Annotated in this window: 26 protein-coding genes; 16 read left to right on the top strand and 10 right to left on the bottom strand. The window is 66.9% G+C overall.

The window, feature by feature from the left end; all coding sequences use genetic code 11:
* The first annotated feature begins 93 nt into the window (after positions 1–93).
* Positions 94–1224 (top strand): phytanoyl-CoA dioxygenase family protein, encoded by a 1131-nt coding sequence (locus A5758_RS20490; RefSeq protein ID WP_156622724.1) that lies wholly within the window; start codon positions 94–96, stop codon positions 1222–1224.
* A gap of 5 nt (positions 1225–1229) precedes the next feature.
* Here the strand turns inward: A5758_RS20490 and A5758_RS20485 are convergent, their stop codons facing one another.
* Positions 1230–2474 (bottom strand): alpha-hydroxy acid oxidase, encoded by a 1245-nt coding sequence (locus A5758_RS20485; RefSeq protein ID WP_067743716.1) that lies wholly within the window; start codon positions 2472–2474, stop codon positions 1230–1232.
* Between the two features lie 18 nt (positions 2475–2492).
* On the opposite strand from A5758_RS20485, the gene A5758_RS20480 reads away from it, so the two are divergent.
* Entirely contained in the window at positions 2493–2930 is a 438-nt protein-coding gene (locus tag A5758_RS20480) for a DUF1810 domain-containing protein (protein WP_067743713.1), read from the top strand.
* Here the strand turns inward: A5758_RS20480 and A5758_RS20475 are convergent.
* From A5758_RS20475 to A5758_RS20465, 3 genes are read right to left on the bottom strand one after another with little or no spacing between them, the layout of a single operon-like run.
* Positions 2916–4223 carry an alpha-amylase family protein gene (locus A5758_RS20475; protein ID WP_067743710.1) on the bottom strand — a complete coding sequence of 436 codons (1308 nt, stop codon included), beginning with the start codon at positions 4221–4223 and terminating at the stop codon, positions 2916–2918. The genes A5758_RS20480 and A5758_RS20475 overlap by 15 nt on opposite strands.
* Before the next feature lie 4 nt (positions 4224–4227).
* Positions 4228–4764, bottom strand: coding sequence for an alkyl hydroperoxide reductase (locus tag A5758_RS20470; protein ID WP_067211146.1), 537 nt, complete (start codon positions 4762–4764; stop codon positions 4228–4230).
* Between the two features lie 28 nt (positions 4765–4792).
* Entirely contained in the window at positions 4793–5380 is a 588-nt protein-coding gene (locus A5758_RS20465) for a peroxiredoxin (RefSeq protein ID WP_067743707.1), read from the bottom strand.
* Between the two features lie 104 nt (positions 5381–5484).
* Between A5758_RS20465 and A5758_RS20460 the strand changes: the two genes are divergently transcribed.
* From A5758_RS20460 to A5758_RS20445, 4 genes are read left to right on the top strand one after another with little or no spacing between them, the layout of a single operon-like run.
* Positions 5485–6420 (top strand): hydrogen peroxide-inducible genes activator, encoded by a 936-nt coding sequence (locus A5758_RS20460; protein ID WP_067743704.1) that lies wholly within the window; start codon positions 5485–5487, stop codon positions 6418–6420.
* A 27-nt stretch (positions 6421–6447) separates the two neighbouring features.
* Positions 6448–7158 carry an EthD domain-containing protein gene (locus A5758_RS20455; protein WP_067743702.1) on the top strand — a complete coding sequence of 237 codons (711 nt, stop codon included), beginning with the start codon at positions 6448–6450 and terminating at the stop codon, positions 7156–7158.
* Positions 7155–7598, top strand: coding sequence for a TIGR03618 family F420-dependent PPOX class oxidoreductase (locus A5758_RS20450; RefSeq protein ID WP_067211133.1), 444 nt, complete (start codon positions 7155–7157; stop codon positions 7596–7598). The genes A5758_RS20455 and A5758_RS20450 overlap by 4 nt, the downstream gene beginning before the upstream one ends.
* A gap of 18 nt (positions 7599–7616) precedes the next feature.
* Positions 7617–8372, top strand: a complete 756-nt coding sequence (locus A5758_RS20445; protein WP_067743699.1) for an enoyl-CoA hydratase/isomerase family protein — start codon at positions 7617–7619, stop codon at positions 8370–8372.
* On the opposite strand, the gene A5758_RS20440 is transcribed toward A5758_RS20445, so the two are convergent.
* Positions 8369–8554, bottom strand: coding sequence for a bacterioferritin-associated ferredoxin (locus A5758_RS20440; protein WP_067211126.1), 186 nt, complete (start codon positions 8552–8554; stop codon positions 8369–8371). The two genes, A5758_RS20445 and A5758_RS20440, sit on opposite strands and share 4 nt — an antisense overlap.
* A gap of 356 nt (positions 8555–8910) precedes the next feature.
* On the opposite strand from A5758_RS20440, the gene bfr reads away from it, so the two are divergent.
* The 10 genes from bfr to A5758_RS20390 all read left to right on the top strand — a co-directional run bounded on the left by bfr (position 8911) and on the right by A5758_RS20390 (position 18843).
* A complete protein-coding gene (bfr, locus tag A5758_RS20435) occupies positions 8911–9390 on the top strand; it encodes a bacterioferritin (RefSeq protein ID WP_066954691.1) in 480 nt (159 codons plus the stop codon).
* Between the two features lie 138 nt (positions 9391–9528).
* A complete protein-coding gene (locus A5758_RS20430; RefSeq protein WP_067211123.1) occupies positions 9529–11061 on the top strand; it encodes an adenylate/guanylate cyclase domain-containing protein in 1533 nt (510 codons plus the stop codon).
* A gap of 101 nt (positions 11062–11162) precedes the next feature.
* A complete protein-coding gene (locus A5758_RS20425) occupies positions 11163–13229 on the top strand; it encodes an MDR family MFS transporter (protein ID WP_067743696.1) in 2067 nt (688 codons plus the stop codon).
* 29 nt (positions 13230–13258) lie between these two features.
* Complete coding sequence (locus tag A5758_RS20420) at positions 13259–13753, top strand: carboxymuconolactone decarboxylase family protein (RefSeq protein WP_067211117.1); 495 nt, start codon at positions 13259–13261, stop codon at positions 13751–13753.
* A gap of 46 nt (positions 13754–13799) precedes the next feature.
* On the top strand, positions 13800–14681 hold the full coding sequence (locus tag A5758_RS20415) for a TIGR03854 family LLM class F420-dependent oxidoreductase (protein ID WP_067743693.1): 882 nt from the start codon (positions 13800–13802) through the stop codon (positions 14679–14681).
* A gap of 41 nt (positions 14682–14722) precedes the next feature.
* On the top strand, positions 14723–16075 hold the full coding sequence (locus tag A5758_RS20410) for a glutamine synthetase family protein (protein WP_067743690.1): 1353 nt from the start codon (positions 14723–14725) through the stop codon (positions 16073–16075).
* 11 nt (positions 16076–16086) lie between these two features.
* A complete protein-coding gene (locus A5758_RS20405; protein ID WP_067743925.1) occupies positions 16087–17190 on the top strand; it encodes an amidohydrolase family protein in 1104 nt (367 codons plus the stop codon).
* A 31-nt stretch (positions 17191–17221) separates the two neighbouring features.
* Entirely contained in the window at positions 17222–18055 is an 834-nt protein-coding gene (locus A5758_RS20400; protein ID WP_067211107.1) for a lysophospholipid acyltransferase family protein, read from the top strand.
* Complete coding sequence (locus A5758_RS20395) at positions 18055–18489, top strand: SRPBCC family protein (RefSeq protein ID WP_067743688.1); 435 nt, start codon at positions 18055–18057, stop codon at positions 18487–18489. Before A5758_RS20400 ends, A5758_RS20395 begins: the two co-directional genes overlap by 1 nt.
* 105 nt (positions 18490–18594) lie before the next feature.
* A complete protein-coding gene (locus tag A5758_RS20390; RefSeq protein WP_067743685.1) occupies positions 18595–18843 on the top strand; it encodes a DUF3761 domain-containing protein in 249 nt (82 codons plus the stop codon).
* A gap of 170 nt (positions 18844–19013) precedes the next feature.
* On the opposite strand, the gene A5758_RS20385 is transcribed toward A5758_RS20390, so the two are convergent.
* From A5758_RS20385 to A5758_RS20365, 5 genes are all read right to left on the bottom strand, one after another.
* Positions 19014–20003, bottom strand: a complete 990-nt coding sequence (locus A5758_RS20385; RefSeq protein WP_197503989.1) for a DMT family transporter — start codon at positions 20001–20003, stop codon at positions 19014–19016.
* A gap of 33 nt (positions 20004–20036) precedes the next feature.
* Positions 20037–20228: a hypothetical protein gene (locus A5758_RS20380; RefSeq protein ID WP_067211094.1), complete on the bottom strand. Its 192-nt coding sequence runs from the start codon at positions 20226–20228 to the stop codon at positions 20037–20039.
* Positions 20229–20940: 712 nt separating this feature from the next.
* Complete coding sequence (locus A5758_RS20375) at positions 20941–21384, bottom strand: limonene-1,2-epoxide hydrolase family protein (RefSeq protein WP_067743682.1); 444 nt, start codon at positions 21382–21384, stop codon at positions 20941–20943.
* Between the two features lie 79 nt (positions 21385–21463).
* Complete coding sequence (locus tag A5758_RS20370) at positions 21464–22795, bottom strand: cytochrome P450 (protein WP_067743679.1); 1332 nt, start codon at positions 22793–22795, stop codon at positions 21464–21466.
* Between the two features lie 52 nt (positions 22796–22847).
* Positions 22848–23267 (bottom strand): lipoprotein LpqH, encoded by a 420-nt coding sequence (locus tag A5758_RS20365; RefSeq protein ID WP_067211084.1) that lies wholly within the window; start codon positions 23265–23267, stop codon positions 22848–22850.
* Between the last annotated feature and the right edge of the window lie 3 nt (positions 23268–23270).

Genomic DNA, 23270 nt, shown 5'->3' with positions numbered 1-23270 from the left:
GCTCAACCCAGGCGGGTGCCGGTTTGTTCCCCTCCGCGGCTCCGCGGCGGGTAAGTGGTGGCTATCACGTTGGCGGTCTTGGATAATCGGCCCGTGCCGCTGACGCACCCCGCCCCGACCGCCCTCGACCCGGATGTCCTGGAATCCGCGGCCAGAGATCTCGCTTCCGCCGGCGCCATCACCTTCCTGGTCGAAGACGATGCCGTCACCTATGCCGTCGATGGCCCGACGATCCGCGTCGGCGAGGGGCAGCGCACCGGAGACGCCGTCGTGCGGCTGTCCCGACGGGCGTGGGAGGACATGGTTGGCCAGATCCGCACGGTCATCAACCTCCTGCTCAGCGACGAGTTGTCCTTCGAGCGGGGCGGGTTCGACCAACTGGCCGACTGGGACCCGGTCCTGCGCTACCTGCACGCCGGCGTCCCGCCGTACGATCCGGCCCGCGCCGATCTGAAGGGGCGCGACCCGCTCGCCACATTCACGCTCGACGCGGACAACGCCGAGTTGTCCGCACAGCTGCAGACCATGGGCTACCTGCACGTCAGGGGCGTATTCGACGCCGATGAGATGCGGGCCGCCAACCGCGAGGTCGACCGCCTCGCGGCCCAGGCCCGGCCGGGGGATGACCGTTCGTGGTGGGTCACCGACGAGGACGGCGGCAGCGTGCTGTGCAGGTTGGTCTACGCAACGCTGCACTCGCCCGTCCTCGCCGCCTTGGAAAACGATCCCAGGGTGTCCAGGCTGGGCACCCTCATCAATCCCGCGCTGCGCCCCGCACCCGACCGGATGGAAGGCAGCGCGGTGTTGCTCAAAGTGAAAGGCAACACCAGCGGGCTGTCCAACATCCCCTGGCATCAGGACTGCGGCATGGGTGGGCACGCTCTCATGTGCCCCGCGGTCAGCATCGGCATTCAACTGACCGGCTCGGACGCCTCGACCGGCAACCTTCAGGTGGTGCCGGGCAGCCACGGTCAGGCGATTCACTACCGCTGGGAGCATCGGCTCCAACGGGTCCCGGTGGTGAGCATCGACACCGCCCCCGGCGACGTGACCGTCCACGTCCAGGACCTGATGCACGCCTCACCCCGGCCGACCGGTGCCGGCGGCCGGCGCACGATGTATGTCACTCACTACCCGCCGCAACTCTTCGAACACGTCGGGCCCGGCGAGGCCTTCAACGACCTGGTGCGCAACCGCACGGAACACGTCGCCCGCCTGCAGTAGCGCCGTCACGCGGGCGGTTCGACAGGCCCCAGGCGTTGCAGTTGCGTGACGTGTTTGGGCGAGAGCTCCTCGAGACAGGTGACACCTAACAGACGCATGGTGCGGATCACGCCTTGGGAAAGAATTTCGATCGCACGGGCGACGCCGGGTTCGCCGCCGGCCATCAGCCCGTACAGGTAGGCCCGTCCGACGAGCGTGCACCGCGCGCCCAGCGCGATCGCCGCCACGATGTCGGCGCCCGACATGATGCCGGTGTCCAGCAGGATCTCGGTGTGTTTGCCGACCTCACGCGAGACCGAGGGCAACAGGTGGAAGGGCACTGGGGCCCGATCCAGTTGGCGCCCACCGTGATTCGACAACACGATGCCGTCGACGCCGCGATCGACGACGGCGCGGGCGTCGTCGAGCGTCTGGATGCCCTTGACCACCAACTTACCCGGCCACTGGGCCTTGATCCACTCCAGGTCATCGAATGTGAGGCTGGGGTCGAACATGGTGCTCAGATACTCGGCGACGGTTCCCGGCCAGCGGTCCAGCGACGCGAACGCCAGCGGCTCGGTGGTCAGCAGGTCGAACCACCATTTCGGGTGCGGCACCGCATCCAGGACGGTGCGCAATGTCAGCGTCGGCGGGATCGTCATCCCGTTGCGGTTGTCGCGCAGCCGGGCGCCGGAGACCGGGACGTCGACAGTGGCCAGCAGGGTGTCGAACCCCGCATCGGCGGCGCGCTGGACGAGCGCCATCGAGCGTTCCCGGTCGCGCCACATGTAGAGCTGAAACCACTTCCTGCCCTGGGGAACAGCGGTCACCAGGTCCTCGATCGCGCAGGTGCCGAGCGTGGACAGCGAGAACGGAATGCCTGCCTTGGCCGCCGCCGCGGCGCCGGCGATCTCGCCCTCGGTGTGCATCAGTCGGGTGAAGCCGGTGGGTGCGATGCCGAATGGCAGGACCACCGGCTGGCCCAGCACATTCCAGCCGGCGGTGACGTTGCTGACATCACGCAGGATGGTGGGGTGAAACTCGATGTCGCGGAACGCTTGCCGGGCTCGCTGGATGGAAAGCTCGTCCTCGGCGGCGCCGTCGGTGTAGTCGAACGCCGCCTTGGGCGTGCGGCGTTTGGCGATGCGGCGCAGATCTTCGATCGTGTGCGCGGCGTCGAGGCGGCGCTTGGTCGCGTCGAATTGCGGTCGCTTGAACTGGATCAGCGGCGCGAGGTCGCGCACCTTGGGCACTCGTCGTTTGACCGCCATATGTGCAACCGTAGTCACATGGAATCGGCGAGCGACCCCTTCGACCTCCAGCGCTTCGTCGACGCGCAGGCCCCGGTGTACCGCAACGTGGTCGAAGAGCTGCGCTCCGGTCGTAAACGCAGTCACTGGATGTGGTTTGTCTTCCCGCAGTTACGCGGCCTGGGCGGCAGCCCGACCGCGGTGCATTACGGCATCTCCTCGCTCGAGGAGGCGCGTGCCTACCTGGGCCATGAGCTGCTCGGCCCGCGGTTGCGTGAGTGCGCCCGGTTGGTTGACGCGGTGCAGGGCCGATCGGTCGCGGACATCTTCGGCTCGCCCGACGACCTCAAGCTGCGGTCGTCGATGACGCTGTTCGCCCGCGCCGCGGACGACAACGAGGAATTCCTCGCGGTCCTCGACAAGTACTACGACGGCCGGCAGGACCAGCTGACTCTGGAACGCCTAGGCCGGGCTTAAGATCCGCCACCCGTGCGGTTCCACGACCAGCGCGTCCACCACCTCTTGCGGCGGGGCTGACGAACCGCCGATGACCCGCCGGTGGGACGTGCCCAGTTCCGACAGCCCCACGCGCATCGGCTCGTCGTCGATGTTGAGCGCGACCAGCAGCGCGTCGTCGCCGCTGCGGGTCTCGTACAGGTAATGCCGGTTTTCCAGCCGCAGCGCGGTGGTCGAGGCCCGGTGCAGCCACGGGTGACGACGGCGCAGCCCGACCAGGAACTGGTGCAGCGCCCACATCTGGGCGCCGAACGCATCCACTTTCATTGGGGGAGAGCCGAACTCGGGGCGCACCGCGTCGTCCCCGCCGTAGCGCTCCTCCTTGACGCCGCGGAGTCCCAGTTCGTCGCCCGCGTACACGCTGGGCACGCCGCCGACGGTCAACAGGATCACCAGCGCGTGCACCACGTGCTCGGGGCGGTCGAGCCGGCTGGCGATGCGGGTGACGTCGTGGTTGCCGATGAAAGTGAGCGGGGCAAAGCTGGCCAGGAACTCGCCATGCCGCTGCAGCGCCCAGTCCAGCTCGAAGAAGTTGCCGTCGTTGAGGCTGCTCCAGATCGCCTTCCACAGCTCGTACTGGGTGGCCGAGTCGAACGTCGCAGCCCGCACGACGGCGGCGTAGTCGCCGTGGATGAGCTCGCCGACGAACCACGCCTCGGGGAAGCGCTCGCGCACCCGGGGGAGTGTCGAGGCCCAAAACCGTTCCGGCACCGTGTAAGCCGCGTCGAGTCGCCAGCCATCGGCACCGCGTTCCAGCCAGTGCGCCATCACGTCCGCGGTGTAGTCGACCACTTCGGGGTTGTCGTGGTTGAGTGTGATCAGCTCCGAGTGACCCTCGAACGTGTGAAAGCGTCCCGGGCGCCCGCGAAACCAGCGCGCTGCGGCCTCGTCGTTCGGCGCCTCCTGGTAACGGGGGAAATCCACGCCGACGTGATTGAACACGCCGTCGAGCAGGATGCGCAGGCCACGGCGACGGGCCTCGGCGACGAGGTGGTCGAAATCGGCGTCGTCACCGAGCCGGGGGTCGATGCGGTAGTGGTCGGTGGTGTCGTAACCATGGGTGCGCGAGGCGAAGATCGGGCCCAGCGCAACGCCGGACGCGCCCAGTGCGATGGCGTGGTCGAACCAGTCGACGAGCCGCCGCAGCCGGTGTTCTCCCGGCCGCGGCGGCTCCGACGAAGGAAAGGCGCCGACGAACCCCAGCGGATAGACCTGCCACCAGATCGCGTGTGCTATCCAGGCTGGTGCCGTCACTGCGTCAGCCGACGGTGGCCAGCGTCTGGGAGGCGACAATCGCTTGTGCCACGCCGGAAATGATGGCCGCGGCCTTCAGCGCCTCCTGGATGGTCTCCCGGGTGACTCCCGCCTCGCGCAGCGTGTGTTCGTGGGAGGCCACGCAGTCCGGGCATCCGTTGATCGATGACACCGCGAAGGACCACAGCTCGAAGTTCGCCTTCTCCACGCCGGGATTGGCGATGATGTTCATCCGCAATCCCGCACGCAGGTCGTCGTACTTGCCGTCGAGGAAGCCCCGGCCACGATAGAACACGTTGTTCATGCCCATGATCGATGCGGCTCCCAGCGCCGCGTTGTACGCCTCGGCGGACAGGATGTCGGCCGCCTCGGCACCGATCTCGGTGATTACCTGAGTGTTTCGCGTCGCCGCGGCGCTCGCCAGCAGGGTGCCCCACAGCTGCTCCTCGTTGAGCTCGGTCGTGCGCGTGATCGAGCCGAGGTTGAGCTTGAGGTCCTTGGCGTACTCGGGCAGCGCTTCCTTGAGGTTTTCTACGCTCATCTCGCCTCCCTGTTCAGACCCTACGCGACTAAGCCGAGGCCTTGAGCAGCTCGGCGGCGTCGAGCGTCGGGTCGCCCTTGCGCCAGTTGCAGGCGCACAACTCGTCGGACTGCAGCGCGTCCAGGACCCGCAGCACTTCCTCCACGTTGCGTCCCACGGATCCCGCGGTGACCGAAACGAATTGGATCTCGTTGTTGGGATCCACGATGAAGGTCGCCCGGTCGGCGACACCATCGGCGTTGAGAACGCCGGTGGCCAGGCTCAGCTCACGCTTGATGTCCGAGAGCATCGGGAACGGCAGCTTCTTCAGGTCTTCGTGCTGCGCACGCCAGTTGAAGTGCACGAACTCGCTGTCGATCGAGACGCCCAGGACCTGCGCGTCGCGGTCGGCGAACTCGTCGTTGAGTTTTCCGAACGCGGCGATCTCGGTCGGGCACACGAAGGTGAAGTCCTTGGGCCAGAAGAACACAACGCGCCACTTGCCCTCGTGGTCCTCGTTGGTGACGGTGGTGAAGTAGTCCTCGGGCTGCTTGGCGTCGACCTTGGACAGATCGCCCGCGATCAACGCGGTCAGCTCGTAGCCGGGAAACTGGTCGCCGATGGTCAGCAAAGGCATGGCTCTCCTAATTTGGATTCACTCAAGATTAGCTTTTTCATTGCCTATGGTGCCCGTTCACCCAGCCTGAAGTAAAGGTGATATTTCCCACTACACTTATCGGTATGCCCGATAAGATTTATCAGCCGACCATCGCTGGCCTCCGCGCGTTCGCCGCGATCGCCGAAAAGCGCCAATTCAGCAGCGCCGCAACCGCTCTCGGGGTCAGCCAGTCCACATTGTCGCAGGCGCTCGCGGCGCTGGAGACCGGGCTCGGCACCCAGCTCATCGAGCGCTCGACGCGGCGTGTCCTGTTGACGACCGAGGGCACGGCGCTGCTGCCACGCGCCCAGGCCGTCATCGAGGCGGTGGACGCGTTCACCGCCGCCGCCGTGGGGTCATCCGATCCGCTGCGGGGCGGGATGCGGCTGGGACTGATCCCGACGGTCGCACCCTATGTCTTGCCGACCGTGCTGGCCGGCCTGGCCGAGCAGTTCCCCGGAATGACGTTGCGGGTGACCGAAGACCAGACCGAACGGCTGATGACGGTGTTGCGCGAGGGTGCGCTCGATGCGGCGCTCATCGCCCTGCCCGCCGCCACCGGCGGCGTCACTGCGATCCCGATCTACGACGAGGATTTCGTCCTCGCGCTACCGCCCGGACATCCGCTGTCGGGAAAGCGGCGGGTTCCGGCGACGGCCCTGGCCGACCTGCCCCTGCTGCTGCTGGATGAGGGGCACTGCCTGCGCGATCAGGCGCTGGACGTGTGCCACAAGGCGGGCGTGCGGGCGGAGCTGGCCAATACCCGGGCGGCGTCGCTGGCCACCGCGGTGCAGTGCGTGACCGGCGGCCTGGGGGTGACGCTGATCCCGCAGAGTGCGGTGCCGGTCGAGGCGACGAGAACTCGCCTGGGCCTGGCGCAGTTCGCCACGCCCCGCCCCGGACGGCGCATCGGGTTGGTGTACCGCTCGTCGAGCGGCCGTGACGAGTCCTACCGGCAATTGGCGGACATGATCGGCAGATTGATCAGCGACGAACATCCCGTCCGGCTGGTCAAATAGCGCGGCCGGCGCAGGTAGGTTCTGCCTATGGAAAAGGTCATCGCCGTCCTCATGCGTTCCGATTCGGACGAAGAGTGGTGCGCCCGCCAGCGGGGCCCGGTCGCCGGCGCCCTGTTGGAATTGGGTCTGCCGGGGTTGTCGGTCAACGTCCGCGACGACGCCGTGCGCCATTCGCTGATGACGCTCACGACGCTGGATCCACCGGTCGCTGCGGTGGTGAGCATGTGGACCCAACAGTGCTACGGCGAGCAGATGTCCGCAGCGCTGGCCCTGCTCGAGGCCGAATGCGAACAACTCGCCGCCTATCTGGTGACCGAGTCGGTCCCGCTCAGCGCACCGGTAATCGAATCCGGTTTTCGCACAGCGGGATTGGCCAATATCGCGCTGCTGCGCCGGCCCGCCGGCCTGGACCGGGAGAGCTGGCTGACCCGGTGGCAGCGCGACCACACCTCGGTGGCCATCGAGACGCAGGCGACCTTCGGCTACACCCAGAACTGGGTGGTGCGCACCCTAACCCCGGACGCACCGGGAATCGCGGGCATCGTCGAAGAGTTGTTCCCGCAGGAGGCGATCACCGATCTCAAGGCGTTCTTCGGTGCCGCCGACGACAACGACCTGCAGGACCGACTGGGCCGAATGGTCACCAGCACCACGGCGTTCGGCGCCAACGAAAACATCGACACCGTCCCCACCAGCCGCTACGTCTTCAAGACACCGTTTATCGAGGAACTCTTATGACAACTCTTCGCGACGCCGTGGCGTTGGCCGCCGCGGAAAATGGCCTGGCGGTGGTGTCCACCGTTCGGGCCGACGGAACGGTGCAGGCTTCGTTGGTCAACGTCGGTTTGTTGCCGCACCCGGAGAGCGGCGAGGAGGTGCTGGGCTTCACCACCTACGGCAAGGTCAAATTGGCCAACCTCCGGGCTCGGCCGCAGCTGGCGGTCACCTTCCGCAAGGGATGGCAGTGGGCGACCGTCGAGGGCCGCGCCGAGCTCGCCGGCCCCGAGGACACGCGGCCATGGCTGACCACGGACGACCAGCTGCGGCTGTTGCTGCGTGAGGTTTTCACCGCCGCGGGCGGCACCCACGACGACTGGGACGAGTACGACCGCGTGATGGCCCGGGAGCGCCGCGCCGTCGTGCTGATCGCGCCCACCCGCGTCTACAGCAACGGCTGACGTCGTTAGGCTGCAGCCGTGACGCTGCAGATCAATGACGAAAAGCGGGTGCGCACCCTCACGCTGAACCGGCCCGAGGCGCTGAACGCATTCAACGAAGCCCTGTACGACGCGACCGCCGAAGCGCTGTTGGCCGCTGCCGACGACCCCGAGGTGGCCGTGGTGCTGCTGACCGGCGCGGGCCGCGGCTTCAGCGCCGGTACCGACCTCGCCGAGATGCAGGCCCGCATCACCGATCCGGATTTCACTCCGGGCAAGCACGGTTTCGTCGGACTGATCGACGCCCTCAGCACGTTCCCCAAGCCGCTCATCTGCGCGGTCAACGGTGTGGGCGTGGGCATCGGCGCCACCATCTTGGGCTACGCCGATCTGGCCTTCATGTCGTCGACGGCCCGCCTCAAGTGTCCGTTCACCAGCCTGGGGGTGGCGCCGGAAGCGGCCTCGTCGTATCTGCTGCCACAGCTGGTGGGCCGGCAGAACGCCGCCTGGCTGTTGATGTCCTCGGAGTGGGTCGACGCGGACGAGGCATTGCGGATGGGCCTGGTCTGGCGGGTCTGCGATCCCGAGGAGCTGTTGCCCGAAGCCCGCCGGCACGCGGAAGTCCTTGCCAGTCGGCCCATTTCGAGCCTGATGGCGGTCAAGCACACGATGATGGAACCGGTGCGTCCGGAGATCGCGGCGGCCACCGCGCGGGAAAACGCCCACTTCGCCGAACTGATGGGCGCACAGGCCAATGCGGCTGCCCTGGCGGACTTCAACAAAGCCCGGGGCTAAAGCGACGGAGCGGTCTCGAGACTTGCCGACGCGGCGATGATCGCCCGCAGGGTCCTCTTGCAGCGCCCGCAGTCGCCACCGGCCCCGCACGCGGCCGCGACCTCTTTGGAGGTGGAAGCACCGCGCGCGACCACTTCGGACACCGTGTGGTTGGTGACGCCGACACACAGGCACACATACATCAGCGCATCCCCTGCATGCTGGCGACATTCCCTTCGTCGACGGCGTGGCCAAGCGAGCGCACTTCGTCCTCCCTCTCGGGGTCCCGTGTCATCGGGATTTGAAGAAGTAGTACCGAACCGAGACTGTTATTAGTTGAGTCTAACCTAAGTTCGTTAGCGCAGTCTAACCTTAGTCGCTAGCAACGTGCCCGACGCGGGCCGCAAGCAACACACACTGAGCACAGCCATACCTTGCTGGAAGATTGCCACCCGTCGTGGCAAAGTGCGGGTACGGCCCGGCACGGTGCGGTCAGCCCGCGCACCCGGCCCGGAGCCATGAAATGACCACCGTTTCACGTCACCGTAGGGGAGTGATCATGCAAGGGGATCCGGATGTTTTGCGCCTGCTCAACGAGCAGTTGACCGGCGAGCTCACCGCGATCAACCAATATTTCCTGCACTCCAAGATGCAGGACAACTGGGGATTCACCGAGCTCGCCGAGCACACCCGGGCCGAGTCCTTCGACGAGATGCGGCACGCCGAGGCGATCACCGATCGCATCCTGCTGCTCGACGGGCTGCCCAACTACCAGCGCCTGTTCTCGCTGCGCATCGGCCAGACGCTGCGCGAGCAGTTCGAGGCAGACCTGGCCATCGAGTACGAGGTGATGGACCGGCTCAAGCCCGGCATCATCATGTGCCGCGAGAAGCAGGACAGCACGAGCGCCAATCTGCTGGAAGAGATCGTGGCCGACGAGGAAAAGCACATCGACTACCTCGAGACGCAGCTGGAGCTGATGGACAAGCTCGGCGTGGAGCTCTACTCGGCGCAGTGCGTCTCGAGGCCGCCGAGCTAACACCGCTCAGGCCCAGCGGCCGGACGCCCGATTCCGCTCGGACGAGATTGCCGCGCGGCTACCCGAGCAGACGGTGGCGCGAGATAGCTGCGCGTTCAAACCCGGATGGCAAGGTGGCCAGCGGATTAGTCTCCCGGCATGGACCGAATCTGGCAGTGGGCGTGGGATCGATGCCGGACGCGGTACTCGTGGGCGATCTATGCGGTCAGCCTCGCGGAGTTGCTGCCGGTCTACCTCTTCTTTGCGCTTCTCATCGTCGCCTTCGAAAAATCTGATCGCTACCTCGAGGCGGCAGCGCTGACCGTTGGCATCGTGCCGGTGATGATGTACGTGACCAATCTTCCCGGACTGGGCGCGACCCGTCTGGTGGAGCGATGGGCAGCCGGGCGTGAGGTCGATCGGGCGAGGGCGCTGGAGGCCACCTACGCCTGGAGCCGGACGGCCGGGCCGCGAGGGGTGGCGGCCAACGCTGCTTTCATCGCGGTGCTGTTCCTGCTGGTGGGTGCGATCGCCGGGGGAACCGGGTCACGATTGGTCCAGTACGGCATCCTGGGCGCCGCCACAGGAATTTCGGTGGTGCTGATCGCCGTGCACAGCTACCCGGAAGGGGCGCTGCGGCCCGCCAGGGTCGCTCTCGCCGGCGACACAGGAATGGGTGAGATCCTGCCCCGGTCTCGCCCGACTTTCGCCGCGTGGTCAAACCTGACCGTGCTTGCGGCCGCGTTCATCTTCGCTGTCGCGGGCGCGATGTTTGCGGTCGCGATCGACCGAGTTCGGGAGGTTCCCGTGCTGGTGGTCGTAATCGCCTGTGGGTTAGTGCTTTTCTTCGCGGTGCCGATCACTGTCGGCGCCTCATTCTCACCGTCGCTCCAACCCCTTCGCGATCTTGCCGAAGGAACCGAACGTGTTGCGGCCGGTGACTACAGCCAGCGCCTGCCGGTGGTCCAGGACGACGATCTTGGCGCGTTGTCGGCATCGTTCAACCGGATGCAGGCCGGTTTGGCTGAGCGGCAACGACTCCACGCGGCCTTCGGCACTTATGTCGACCCAGCGCTGGCGGCGCGCCTGCTGGAGCAGGGTGACGATGTGTTCACCGGAGACCGGCGCCAGGTGACCGTGATGTTCGTCGACATCCGCGACTTCACGCCGTTCGCCGAGGCGAATACCGCCGAAGACACGGTGGCCCGCCTCAATGCCCTGTTCGAGATCGTGGTGCCTGCCGTCGTGGCCGCCGGCGGGCACGTCAACAAGTTCCTTGGCGACGGCGCACTGGCGGTCTTCGGTGCGCCGAACGATCTCGCGAATCATGCCGACGCCGCGGTGAGCGCCGCGGCGCTGATTCACCGCGGTGTCGCCGAAAGATTCGGCGGCACACTTCGAATCGGCATCGGCATCAACACCGGCGTGGTGATCGCCGGCACCATCGGCGGCGGAGGCAAGCTCGAGTTCACCCTGATCGGTGACACCGTCAACGTCGCTGCCCGCGTGGAGCAGCTCACCAAGACCACCGGCGACGCCATCCTTCTCACCGAGCAGTCCGTCAATGCCATGGGTTCTCGACCACCCGCACTAATCGATCGCGGATCGCACGCCCTGAAAGGGAAGTCAGCCGCTGTGCAGGTCTTCGGCCTCGGGCAAGAGGCCAGCGCCCGTGTTGATTCCACTGGCTAGAGGAGGTGGACCAAACCCCGGGACCACTTCGCTGCCGCGGTTAGATTGCCTTTGGTTAACCGTGGGCATCCCTGAGCAACGGTTGCCGACGGAAGGCAGGCATGACGAGCCCGACAGCAATTCGCGGCGGTTCATCGACGGACGCCGCGCCCAGCGGCGCGCTGGTCGACCCGCAGCGACGCAATTTCATCTTCGTGGCGATCCTGCTCGGCATGCTGATGGCCGCGCTGGACCAGACGATCGTGGCGACCGCGTTGCCAACCATCGTCGCCAATCTTGGTGGCGCAGGCCATCAATCGTGGGTGGTCACCAGCTACCTGCTCGCCTCGACCATCATCACCGCCCTCGTCGGCAAGTTCGGTGACCTCTTCGGCCGCAAGCGGGTGTTCCAGGCGGCCGTCGTGTTCTTCGTCGCCGGATCGGTGCTGTGTGGGCTTTCGAGCTCGATGGGCATGCTGGTCGCGTCGCGTGCGCTGCAGGGCATCGGCGGCGGCGGGCTCATGGTGACCGCCATGGCGCTGATCGGCGAGGTGATCCCACTGCGGGATCGCGGCCGCTACCAGGGTGCGATGGGTGCAGTATTCGGCGTCACCACCGTGATCGGTCCCTTGCTCGGCGGCTACTTCACCGACCACTTCACCTGGCGCTGGGCGTTCTGGATCAACGTGCCGATCTCGGTCGTGGTCTTCTTCGTGGCGGCTGCCGCCATCCCGGCGCTGTCCGACCGCACCAAACCGGTCATCGACTACGCCGGCATCCTGCTCGTCGGCCTGGGCGCCTCGGGGCTGACACTGGCCACCAGCTGGGGCGGGACCACCTACCCGTGGGGATCGCCCATGATCATCGGCCTGTTCGTCGGCTCGGTGATCGCGTTGTGCGTCTTCGCCTGGGTGGAAAGCCGCGCCGCCGCGCCGATCCTGCCGACCCGGCTGTTCGGAAGTCCGGTGTTCACGGTGTGCTGCGTCCTGTCCTTCGTGGTCGGCTTCGCGATGCTGGGCGCCCTGACGTTCCTGCCGACGTACATGCAGTTCGTCGACGGCGTCTCGGCCACCACGTCGGGCCTGCGCACGTTGCCGATGGTGATCGGGATGCTGACCACCTCGATGGGCAGTGGTGTCATCGTCGGCCGCACGGGCAGATACAAAGTCTTTCCCGTCGCCGGCACCGCCGTCATGGCGGTGGCGTTCTTTCTGATGTCGCGGATGGACCCGTCGACATCGGTTTTGGTTCAATCGCTGTTCCTTGTCATCCTCGGCGCCGGGATCGGCATGTGCATGCAGACCCTTGTCCTGATCGTGCAGAACACCGTGGGCTTCGACGACCTCGGCGTCGCGACCTCCGGCGTCACTTTCTTCCGCACGATCGGCAGCTCGTTCGGCGCAGCGATCTTCGGTTCACTGTTCACGAACTTCCTGCACAGCCGGATCGGCCCGGCGATGGTGGCCAGCCGCGCGCCAGCCGCGGCCGCCGCGTCGCCGGAGGCGTTGCACCGGTTGCCCCGCCAGGCGGCCGCTCCGATCGTCGCCGCATACGCCGAGTCGCTCACCCACGTGTTCCTCTGGGCGGTTCCGGTCGCGCTGGTGGGGTTCGTCCTGGCGTTGTTCCTGCGGGAGGTTCCGTTGCGGGAAATGCATGACAGCACAATCGATCTTGGCGATGCATTCGGCATGCCGAATACCGAGACACCGGATCAGATGCTGGAGGGCGCGGTCGAACGCATGCTGCGCGGCGTGCCCGGCATGCGATTGCGCAGCATCGCCATGCGACCCGACTGCCGACTCGAAGTGGCCGGATTGTGGGGTGTCCTGCGCATCAACCGCTACGGGGAGATGTATGGCACGGCCCGGCTCACCGACATCGCCGACTACCTACGGATACCGTTCGAGGTCTTGGAGCCCACGTTTTCGCGCCTGATCGCCACCGGATACGCCCGGGGCGACGGCGACCAGATGTGGCTGACCCCCGCGGGGGCCCAGCAGGTGGAATACGTGCACGCGCTGCTGGTGGGCTGGCTGGTCGACAAGCTCGCCCGGTCACCGGGATTCGACGGACGACCGGATCGTCGCGTGGTCGAAGCGGCGCTGAATCGAGTCGCGGGCCGCGTTCTCGCGCAACGGGACTGGAACGACGACAGTCCCACCACGAAGATCCCGGTGCCCGCACCCTGAAACGGGCGCTCCGGGCGTACCATCACGCCATGAGCCGAATCGGAACATTCGCCGACGACGACCTGGCCGGCTGGTTTGTGAAATCCCCGGACATCGGCGGCGCGCTCGGCGGTTTCAGCAACGCGGTCTACACCAAGAACCGGCTGCCGCTGCGCACCCGCGAACTGGCCCGCGCAGTGATCGCCCACCGCAACGAATGCGTCGTCTGCGTCAACACCCGCGACGAGGACGGGCCCGCCGCCGGAGTCGATGAAGAGTTGTATGACCACGCCCGGGAGTGGCGCACCTGGCCCGGCTATAGCGAGCAGGAGCGGCTGGCCGCCGAGTTCGCGGACCGATTCGCCAGCGATCACACCGCCCTGCGCGACGACGAGGACTTCTGGAGCCGTTGCTCCGAGCACTTCTCCGACGAGCTGCTGGCCGACTTGGCCCTGTCGTGCGCGCTATGGGTCGGCATGGGTCGAGTGTTGCGGACCCTCGATATCGGCCAAGCCTGCAAGCTGACCATTCCCAGCCGGGCATAGCCGCTCCCGCGGGCACAAACCGGGGCACCACGGTGTTGCTCCACGGGTGAAGATTCGCTTCGGCGTCGGCCTGGGTGCGGATACCGCCCCGGATCGGTTGGCCCCCATCGTGGATCGGCTCGAGTCCAGCGGGGTGGATTCGCTGTGGTTCTCGGAGCTGGTCTACTCCCCGGCGGTCGATCCGGTGGTCGGCATGGCCTACGCCCTCGCCCGGACGACCCGGTTGAAGGTCGGCACCTCGGTGGCTGTGCTTCCCGGGCGGCATCCGGTACTGGTCGCCAAACAACTGGCGTCGTTGGCGGCCGTCGCGCCGAAGCGGGTCCTTCCCGTCTTCGGTCTGCGGTCGGCGATTCCGGCCGAACGCGAGGTGTTCGTGGTCCCCGACGGAGAGCGGGCCGCGGTGTTCGATGAGTCGCTGCGGGTGCTGCGCTCGACGCTGGCCGAGGATTCGGCCAGCTACACCGGCCGATATTTCACGGTCAACGAGGCTTCCGTCATGCCGAGGCCGAACCCGCCGCTGGATATCTGGTTGGCCGGTTCGGCGCCGGGGGCCTTTCGGCGGGTCGGCGCGCTCGGCGACGGCTGGCTGGGCAGTTTCCTGACCCCCGAAGAGGCCCGGGCCGGCCGTGAGGCGATCGAATGCGCCGCGGCGCAAGCGGGCCGGCAGATAGACCCCGACCATTTCGGGATCTCATTGGCCGTGGCAGAGGGCGACCTGCCCCCAGAGCTGGCCGCGGCGGCCCGGAAGCGTCGTCCCGACGTTGACCCCGCCGAGCTGATCGCCACCGGATGGGATCGCCTGCACCGCCAACTCGACGCCTACATCGATGCGGGTTTGACGAAATTCGTCATCCGGCCGGCGGGCGGCACTTCCATCGACGGCTTCCTCGATCGGTTCGTCACCGAGCTGGTCGCCCGCCAGAACTGAATTCGTCAGCCAGGGCGGCTCAAGGCTGCACAATGACTGCCATGACCGGCACACCGCTTGCGGCCGCGGGGATCGCCCAACTGGAGGCCGAGGGCGTCGACACCGTCATCGGCACCGTCGTGAATCCCGCCGGGCTCACCCTGGCCAAGACGGTTCCGATCCGGCGGACCAACGCGTTCGCGGATCCAGGTCTCGGCGCCAGCCCCTCGTGGCACGCCTTCGCGATCGACCAGAGCGGCATCGCCTTCACGCCCGATGTCGGCGTCATCGGGGACCAGCGCCTGCGCATCGACGTGTCGGCCCTGCGCATCGTCGGCGACGGGCTGGCGTGGGCGCCCGCCGCGTTTTTCGAGCAAGACGGCACGCCCGTTCCCGCCTGCGCCCGCGGCACGCTGGGCCGGGTCGAAGCCGCGCTCACCGAAGCCGGGATCGAGGCGGTGATCGGGCACGAGGTGGAATTCCTCTTGGTCGCGCCCGACGGCGGCCGCCTCCCGTCGACGTTGTGGGCGCAGTACGGCGTCGCCGGCATCCTCGAGCACGAAGCGTTCGTCCGGGACGTCACCCGGTCGGCGGGGGCGGCGGGCATCGCGATCGAGCAGTTTCACCCCGAGTACGGCGCCAACCAGTTCGAACTCTCCCTGGCGCCACAATCCCCGGTGGCCGCCGCGGACCAACTGGTGCTGTTGCGGCTCGTCATCGGGCGGGTGGCCCGCCGCCACGGGGTTCGCATCAGCCTCTCACCCGCGCCCTTCGCGGGCGGCGTGGGATCCGGTGCCCACCAACATTTCTCGCTGACAGCGCCGGATGGCCCGCTGTTCTCCGACGGCGCCGGCGCCCACGGCATGACGCCAGCGGGGGAGAGCGCGGTGGCGGGGCTGGTCGGCGGACTGCCGGCGGCGCAGGGCGTGTTGTGCGGGTCGATCGTGTCCGGCTTGCGGATGCACCCCGGAAACTGGGCCGGCGCGTACGCGTGCTGGGGGACCGAGAACCGCGAGGCGGCGGTGCGGTTCATCACGGGCGGGCCCGGCAACCCGCGCGGCGGGAACGTCGAAGTCAAGATCGTCGACCCCTCCGCCAACCCGTACCTGGCGTCGGCGGCGATCCTGGGGCTGGCGCTCGATGGAATCAAGCGTCAGGCGGCGTTGCCACCGGAGATCACGATCGACCCGGCGACCCTGTCCGATTCCGACCGCGAGCGCGACGATGTCGTCAGCCTCGCCAGGGGGCAGGCCGAAGTGATTGCGGCACTGGATAATTCAGTGCTGCTGCGAGACATTCTCGGCGATCCGGCGGTCGACATGGTGGTCGCCGTACGCCGCCTGGAACACGAGCGGTACGGCGACCTCGACACCGAGGAACTGGCGGACAAATTCCGGATGGCCTGGACCCTGTGACGGGGCACGCGATGACGCCCGACGCCCTGGCGCTGCACATCGGTGAAGTGAGGCTGATCGATCAACACGTCCACGGTTGCTGGTTGACGGCGGGGGATCGGCAACGGTTCGAGAACGCGCTCAACGAGGCCAACACCGAACCCATCGTGGGTCCAGGGTTCGACTCACAACTCGGCTTCGCCGTGCGCGCGCACTGCGGTCCAATCCTAGGGCTGGCTAAACACGTTGACCCACAATCGTATTGGGAGCACCGTGGCCAGTTCAGCGAGGCCGAGTTGGCCCGCATGTTCCTGCCGGCCGCGGGTGTGAGCGACTGGCTGGTGGACACCGGGATTGACGCCGGCACCGCCGGCCCGGCCGGCATGGCCGAACTGTCCGGCGGCCGCGCGTACGAGGTAATTCGCCTCGAGCAGATCGCCGAACAGGCCGCGCAGGCGCCGGGCGACTATGCGGCGGCCTTCGAGGACATTTTGCGGCGGCGCGCGGCGACGGCGGTCGGCACGAAGTCGATCCTGGCCTACCGGGGCGGGTTCGACGGCGACCTGACCGAGCCGTCACCGTCGCAGGTCGCCGAGGCGGCCGCCCGGTGGCGCTACCGCGGCGGCACCCGGTTACAGGATCGGGTGCTGCTGCGTTTCGGGTTGCATCAGGCGCTGCGGCTGGGCAAACCCCTGCAATTCCATGTCGGCCTCGGCGACCGCGACTGCGATCTGCAGAAAACCAACCCGCTGCTGTTGCTCGACTTCCTGCGGCAGTCCGGGGACACCCCGATCGTCCTGCTGCACTGCTACCCGTACGAGCGCGAGGCGGGATATCTGGCACAGGCCTTCAACAACGTCTACCTCGACGGTGGGCTGAGCGTGAACCAGCTGGGCGCGCGGTCGGTGGCCTTCATCGCCCGGCTGCTGGAGCTGGCCCCCTTCCGCAAGATCCTCTACTCCTCGGACGGGTTCGGCCCCGCGGAACTGCACTTCCTCGGCGCGGCCCTGTGGCGCACCGGCATTCATCGCGTATTGCGGGACTTCGTGGTCAACGACGACTGGAGCGAGAACGACGCCATCCGGGTGGTCGACCTGATCGCTCACCACAACGCCGCAGGTCTCTACCGCGTTTGACCCCCGGTGAAGCCGGGGTATACGGCCGATCATGGCGACCGCGAAGGGCGTCTTGGAGTGGGCCCGCGACAAGGTCGTGTCGTGGGTACCCAAGGCCGACCTCGACCAGCGCGACCCGGACTACATCCGCGACCAGCTCCCGGGCACCTGGCTGCTCGCATCGTTCTATTTCCGGGCGGACGTGCGGGGCCTGGATCGCATTCCGGCCGAGGGGCCGGTGTTGCTGGTCGGCAATCACAGCGGCGGCAACGTGCCGCCCGACACGTTCGTCTTCACACTGGCCTTCTGCTCGTACTTCGGCGTCGAGCGGCCCTTCTACCAGTTGGCCCATAACCTCGTGGTGTCCGCACCGCCACTGGGCTGGCTGCGCAAATTCGGCACCGTTGCCGCCAACCCCGAAAACGCGCGTCTCGCACTGGATTCCGGCGCCGCGCTGCTGGTCTATCCCGGCGGCGACTACGAGGTGTTCCGGCCTTCGTGGGAACGCCACAAGGTCGACTTCGGCGGGCGCATGGGCTACGTCAAGCTCGCTCGCGAGGCCGGAGTGCCGATTGTGCCCGTCGCCAGCGTCGGCGGGCAGGAAAGCGCGTTGTTCCTCAACCGCGGGCAGTGGTTGGCCAAGCTGCTGATGGCGGACAAGTTGCTCCGGCTCAAAAGCATCCCGATATCGCTGGCGCTGCCCTGGGGTCTCAACGTCAGCGACCTGGCGGGCCATATCCCGTTGCCCACCAAGATCGTGATCGAGGTCCAACACCCGATCGAGGTCGATGGCGACGACCAGGCGGTGCACGACAAGGTGATGGCCAGCCTGCAGGGCGGCGTTGACCGGCTGGCCGCCGAGCGGCGATTCCCGGTGATCGGCTGATGCGCGTCGAACGCCGCTGCGTCATCAACGCCGACCGTTCCGCGGTCTGGAAGATCGTCAGCGACCCGGACTGCTACCCGTCGTTCATGACGAACCTGGAGCGCTGGGAGGCTTCGAACGACAAACCGGCCGGCGTCGGTGCGCGCTACACCGTCCACTGGAAGATCGGCTCCGTCCCGGTCGGGGGACTCATCGAAGTGGTCGAGTTCGACGACGACCGCGACCTGGCCTTCGTGGGCCTCACCGGCATCACCCTGCGCGGGCGGATCCGGCTGCGCGACGCGCGCGACGGCCGTACGAAGGTGACGTTCCGCCTGTCGTATCAGGCACCGGGCGGGCTGCTCGGGTACATCGCGGACCGGATCGCCGTGCGCCAGGTGGGACGCACGCTCGCCGGGACCCTGAAGCGCCTCAGGACGCTGGCCGAGTCGTAGCCAATATTTCCAATTTCCGGTGTGATCAACCGCCGCGCGGCTTACGCTCCAATCGACGAATCGGGCAACGTCACCAAACTTCGAACAAGAAAGGGGTTTGGGAGCATGTTGCTCCGAGCACCTCTCGTCGCCGCGGTCATCGCCGCCGCCGCCGGTGGTTTCGCCGCACCGGCCTACTCGTCGCCCGGGTGCTACACAGCCAGTTCCGGCGACTGCGTGCCGTATCCGCAGCAGGGCGGCTCGCAGCCGCAGGGCGCCACCGCGCAATGTGCGGATGGAAGCTGGTCTTTCAGCGAACACCCGCACGCCAGCGGCACCTGCCACGGCCACGGCGGCGTCCAACAGTACTTATAGCGGTTGGCGACGTCGGCGCTGAGCAAGGCGCTGTGATGGTCGACATACGAGGGGTGACCATCCAAGCGACGTAAGCGCCGATGCCGCCGAATCCGTTGCAGCCCAGAATGTTTCCCGACGCCTGAGCACAGTGCTCGGACCAAGGTTGTCGCGTCGAAGACCAAGGTGACTCATGCGGCACGACAGCTGCGCTCGCCAAGAATAGGTGTCGATGGCACCGCGGACCCAAACGTTACGCGCGGCCGGGTTAGTGTCTCGGGCACCGTAGCCTGATCAGAGGTTTCCGCGTTTTGCTCGCTACTGAGCGCCGCCGTATGGGCCTCGCCGCGGGCTAGAGCCACTATCGCGACAAGCACCACTGTCGCCGCCGACGCCAGGACGATCATGCCCACGCCATCGGCGTTGAGGGTCTCGCCGAGCACCACGATGCCCAGAACCGATGCCACCGCTGGCTTGGCCACGGTCACCGTCGGCATTGAGGCGGTCAGCGCACCAGCGCGAAACGATGACTGCTGAAAGATCATCCCTCCCAACGCCGCCAGTATCCAGACATAGAATTTCGGCGCGCACAGCAGCGCCCCGAAACCATGTCCGGCCGCCGCGACGACGGCTTTCGTTAGCACCGCGAACAGGGCCAGCGACGAACCGGCAACCACCGCCAGCAGTACAGCCGCACGCGGACCGGGCCAGATACGCGCACCCAGGACACAGAACACCAGTAGCGGACCCAACACCAGGGCCACCACAGCCCAGGTCGTCAGCGACCCCTGCGACTGCCCGGCCTTCGGGTCGCCAACCGTGACGACCACCGCCAATGCGACGGCGAGCACCGTCGCCCACATCCACTGCCGGCGGGTAACCCGCTGATGGGTCAGCCGCGCATAGACCGGCAGGGCGAATAGCAGCGCCGTCACCTGCAGCGCCGTCACCAACATCACCGACCCGACCCCCAGCGCGGCGGCTTGCAGGCTGTAGTTGGCAACGGCCCCCCCGCCGCCAAGCCACCACCGGGCGTCGCGCAACGACATGCGGAACAACTCCCAGTGGCCGACTGGTTCGTCGGTGACCTCATGCGCCGACTGTTGACGGCTCACCGCGCCGATCGCGGATGCCAGCGCGGCGCCCAGGGCGAGCACAACCGCGATATCCGACTTCAACATGGAACCTCCTCAAGATGCCGAGCTCACTTCGGGCTAGACCCCGAAGTAGACGCCGTACCTGCTCGTCGCGAGCGCTTTCAACAGCGACAGGACCAGCCCGGTCCCAGCCAAGGTGCCCAGAGTCACGGTCACGATGACGGCGACGCGGAAGCTCCTGGAGAGCGCCGACCGGAGAGGGTTCTGCTGGTCGACGGCGGTCGACGGGTGGATGTTACGGGCGGTCATGGCATTCTCCTCGTTGACTTCGTTTCGGTCATGTGCGTTGTCGTTGCCTGATTCATGACGAATTCATGAAGGAAATGGTGATGGACAAAGCACTGCTTCCGGAATGACCGGGAAGCCAGATTGGGGTGCCTCTAGGGATAGAGTTTCCTATCCATTTAGCAAGCATCGCGAGATCGAGTGCAACCGGCGTCGGTTGAGGCGCCCGCCCTGAAGTCGCCAGACGACCGCACCCGAAATCTCCGATTTCGGCGCCGCAGTTACCGTCTCGAGTACCGTCATCGCGCAGCATCGCGAGCGTGACCGCTCGGCGTTGGAGGGCCTCATTGGCCAGACGGACCCGGCGACCACCCAGCAAGCGGATCGGAGGAGATCTCGCCCTCCTCCGCCGTGACCGACATACTCGAACGCGGTTGCCCAACCTGCCACGACGACAACGTGGTTGGGTGCGCTGACGCGTTTCTCAGTCTGGATACCTAGCCCTGAACATTCCGCTTGGTCAGTTCTGGGGGAGTGCTTGTGCGCTCACACCAGGAGGGAAATGAGTTAACCCCGACAGGTAGGTACTGATAGTGCGAGGGGATCGGTTCTTCCAGCGGAGGTCCAACTGCCAGCAGGGGATTGACGCAGCGGGATCCAGCAAAGATTCCGTCACATGGCATATAACGCTGCGGGCAACGATTACGCGTCTAAATCCGGGACGAGGACGAGTCTGCTAGACCAAGCTAGTCGCGTCGAAGACCCAGCTGGTGTCGGCCGTCGCGAGGTTTTCGAAGTGGTTCGGGGGAGCGAAGCTGACCAGGCTGTTCATGTCCCAATAGTCCTTCCAGACGGTGACCTTGCCGCCCTCGACCTTGTGGACCGTCACGAATCTCAGCACGCCTCGCTCACCCGTGGTGAACGTCCATGTCTCGGAGTGCTCGTACATCACGTCGGCACCGTTGGACAGCAGCACGCCGTCGTGGTTCTCGTAGCCCGCCAGCGGCTCGAGACCCATCTTCAGCCGCTTGACGATGTCTTGCGGTCCGCGCGCCGACAGCGCCGGAACCGGCATGTCGACGTAGAGGCAGTCATCGGACAAGAACGTCTTGACCGCCTCCCAGTCCCGCCGCGAGAGCGCCTGCCATAGCCCGAGGACGACATCCTCGACCGAGATCATAGAAACGTCTGTCATAGCGCAAATAAACTCGGTTGCCGAACCGGTGTCAACAGCGCGGGGGTCCTCCCGGCACGCCGCGCTAGCCGTCGACGCGAGCCATCGCCCGTGCCGGCCCCAGCGCGACCGGCAGCGACGACCAGCCCCGCAGCACCCGCGTGTCGCGCCTGCTTCCCATGCCCGCCGCACGCACCTCGGGGAAGCGTTCGAAGAACGTACGCAACCCGACTTCGCCCTCGGCACGCGCCAGCGCGGCGCCCAGGCAGAAGTGCCGGCCCCCGGAGAACGCGAGATGCCTTCCCGCGTTAGGCCGTTCGATGTCGAAGCGGTGCGGCTCGTCGAAGACGGACGGGTCGCGGTTGGCGGCGGCCAGATAGACGAGCACCAAGTCGCCACGCTGGAGCCGCTTCCCGGCCAGCTCAACGTCGCCTTGCGCCATCCGCGCGGTCAGCTGTACCGGCGACTCCAGCCGCAGTATCTCCTCAACGGCGTTGGGCCACAGCTCCGGTCGTTCGCGTAGGGCGTCCAGGCGGTCGGGAGCGTCCAGGAGCATACGGATCCCGTTGCCCAGCAGGTTGACCGTGGTCTCGAACCCGGCCGCCAATACCAGCCCGGCGATCGCTTGTAGCTCGTTCTCGTCCAGATATGTTTCGGCGGAACCGCTTTCGGCTATCTGAATCAGCTGGCTCATCAGGTTGTCACTCGGGGTGCGCCGCAACTGACTGAGATGCTCGCCTAGCCAGGAGCTGAAGCCGGCGAGCCCTCGCTGCACGCTGCGGTATTGCCGCCAGGTCAATCCGATGTCCAGGCTCGGTGCGGCGAGCTCACCGAACTCCAGGACGCGCGGCCGGTCACGCTCTGGGACGCCGAGGATGTCGCTGATGATCGCGACCGGCAGTTGCGAGCAATACCGGCCCACGATGTCGACGACCTGCGAGGCACCGGACTCGGCGGCCAGCTGATCCAACAGGTCAGCGGCGGTCCGCTCCACGCGAGCGCGCAGTGCGGCGACCGCGCGGGGAGTGAAGACCGCGGACACCGTCTTGCGGTAGCGGGTGTGGTCTGGCGGCTCGACGGCGAGCAGCGACGGTGCGCGAAGCGGATGCAGCAGATCGTCGCGGCTGCGGCGTTCCAGCCAGCGCAGCGGCCCGGGCAGATTCGCCCCGAACACCAGCACGCGGAAGTCGTCGGAGCGCAGCAGCTCGTGCGCGAGCGCATGGTCGGCCGTCAGATAACTGACGCGACCCTTGAGCAGCGGCCCCGCGGCCCGAAGTTCGTCGTAGAACGGCACCGGATCGGCGGCCACCCCGGGGTCGGCGATCAGCCTGGCGTGCAGGTCACCGCGCCGGACCCCGAGCGTCGCGACGCCCCGGATGAAGCCGTGCATCGCCAACCAGTGCAATCGTTCCTTCACCGGCCCTCCATCGATCGATGTCACCGAGCCTATGCCCGGACCTCGGACACCGTCAGCACTCGGCGATGATCTTGAACTCCGTCGTCACGACTTTGTCGGGGTTGCTGCTGTTGATGCCGTAGGCGCTGCCGGTGATCGTGTAGGCGTCGTTGGTGACGTCGGCGCGCGCGTCGCCCACACCGCCTTCCCAGAAGCTGCCGGTGAATCCGTCGACGTTGCGGATCTTCACCCACTGGGGCATCACCCGGTAGCCACTGGTCAGCACCACGGCCTCGACGCCGCCGTCGCGGTCCTTGATGTCGATGGTGCGGTACTGCTGGTTCTGGCTGCACGCCGGAGGGCGGGTGGTGTGAGTGGCGCCGTCGATGGTCAGGCGGGCCGCTTTGCGGGGCGTGGTCTGGGCCTGCCCGCACCCCGCGACGCCGACACCGGCGATCAACACGAAAACCACCGCGATTAACCGGTTTCGCACCGG

Source organism: Mycobacterium sp. 852014-50255_SCH5639931 (assembly GCF_001665605.1).
Lineage (GTDB): Bacteria > Actinomycetota > Actinomycetes > Mycobacteriales > Mycobacteriaceae > Mycobacterium > Mycobacterium paraffinicum.
This window is presented reverse-complemented; position numbering and strand designations above follow the sequence as displayed.

Excerpts from the sequence above, each read along its gene's own strand:
- A5758_RS20400 (WP_067211107.1), top strand. The coding sequence starts at position 17,222 with ATGGCGACCGCGAAGGGCGTCTTGGAGTGGGCCCGCGACAAGGTCGTG.
- A5758_RS20420 (WP_067211117.1), top strand. The coding sequence starts at position 13,259 with ATGAGCCGAATCGGAACATTCGCCGACGACGACCTGGCCGGCTGGTTT.
- A5758_RS20375 (WP_067743682.1), bottom strand. The coding sequence starts at position 21,384 with ATGATCTCGGTCGAGGATGTCGTCCTCGGGCTATGGCAGGCGCTCTCG.
- A5758_RS20410 (WP_067743690.1), top strand. The coding sequence starts at position 14,723 with ATGACCGGCACACCGCTTGCGGCCGCGGGGATCGCCCAACTGGAGGCC.
- A5758_RS20465 (WP_067743707.1), bottom strand. The coding sequence starts at position 5,380 with ATGCCTTTGCTGACCATCGGCGACCAGTTTCCCGGCTACGAGCTGACC.
- A5758_RS20380 (WP_067211094.1), bottom strand. The coding sequence starts at position 20,228 with ATGACCGCCCGTAACATCCACCCGTCGACCGCCGTCGACCAGCAGAAC.
- A5758_RS20440 (WP_067211126.1), bottom strand. The coding sequence starts at position 8,554 with ATGTATGTGTGCCTGTGTGTCGGCGTCACCAACCACACGGTGTCCGAA.
- A5758_RS20385 (WP_197503989.1), bottom strand. The coding sequence starts at position 20,003 with ATGTTGAAGTCGGATATCGCGGTTGTGCTCGCCCTGGGCGCCGCGCTG.
- A5758_RS20470 (WP_067211146.1), bottom strand. The coding sequence starts at position 4,764 with ATGAGCGTAGAAAACCTCAAGGAAGCGCTGCCCGAGTACGCCAAGGAC.
- A5758_RS20460 (WP_067743704.1), top strand. The coding sequence starts at position 5,485 with ATGCCCGATAAGATTTATCAGCCGACCATCGCTGGCCTCCGCGCGTTC.
- A5758_RS20480 (WP_067743713.1), top strand. The coding sequence starts at position 2,493 with ATGGAATCGGCGAGCGACCCCTTCGACCTCCAGCGCTTCGTCGACGCG.
- A5758_RS20425 (WP_067743696.1), top strand. The coding sequence starts at position 11,163 with ATGACGAGCCCGACAGCAATTCGCGGCGGTTCATCGACGGACGCCGCG.
- A5758_RS20455 (WP_067743702.1), top strand. The coding sequence starts at position 6,448 with ATGGAAAAGGTCATCGCCGTCCTCATGCGTTCCGATTCGGACGAAGAG.
- A5758_RS20395 (WP_067743688.1), top strand. The coding sequence starts at position 18,055 with ATGCGCGTCGAACGCCGCTGCGTCATCAACGCCGACCGTTCCGCGGTC.
- bfr (WP_066954691.1), top strand. The coding sequence starts at position 8,911 with ATGCAAGGGGATCCGGATGTTTTGCGCCTGCTCAACGAGCAGTTGACC.
- A5758_RS20450 (WP_067211133.1), top strand. The coding sequence starts at position 7,155 with ATGACAACTCTTCGCGACGCCGTGGCGTTGGCCGCCGCGGAAAATGGC.
- A5758_RS20485 (WP_067743716.1), bottom strand. The coding sequence starts at position 2,474 with ATGGCGGTCAAACGACGAGTGCCCAAGGTGCGCGACCTCGCGCCGCTG.
- A5758_RS20405 (WP_067743925.1), top strand. The coding sequence starts at position 16,087 with ATGACGCCCGACGCCCTGGCGCTGCACATCGGTGAAGTGAGGCTGATC.
- A5758_RS20390 (WP_067743685.1), top strand. The coding sequence starts at position 18,595 with ATGTTGCTCCGAGCACCTCTCGTCGCCGCGGTCATCGCCGCCGCCGCC.
- A5758_RS20430 (WP_067211123.1), top strand. The coding sequence starts at position 9,529 with ATGGACCGAATCTGGCAGTGGGCGTGGGATCGATGCCGGACGCGGTAC.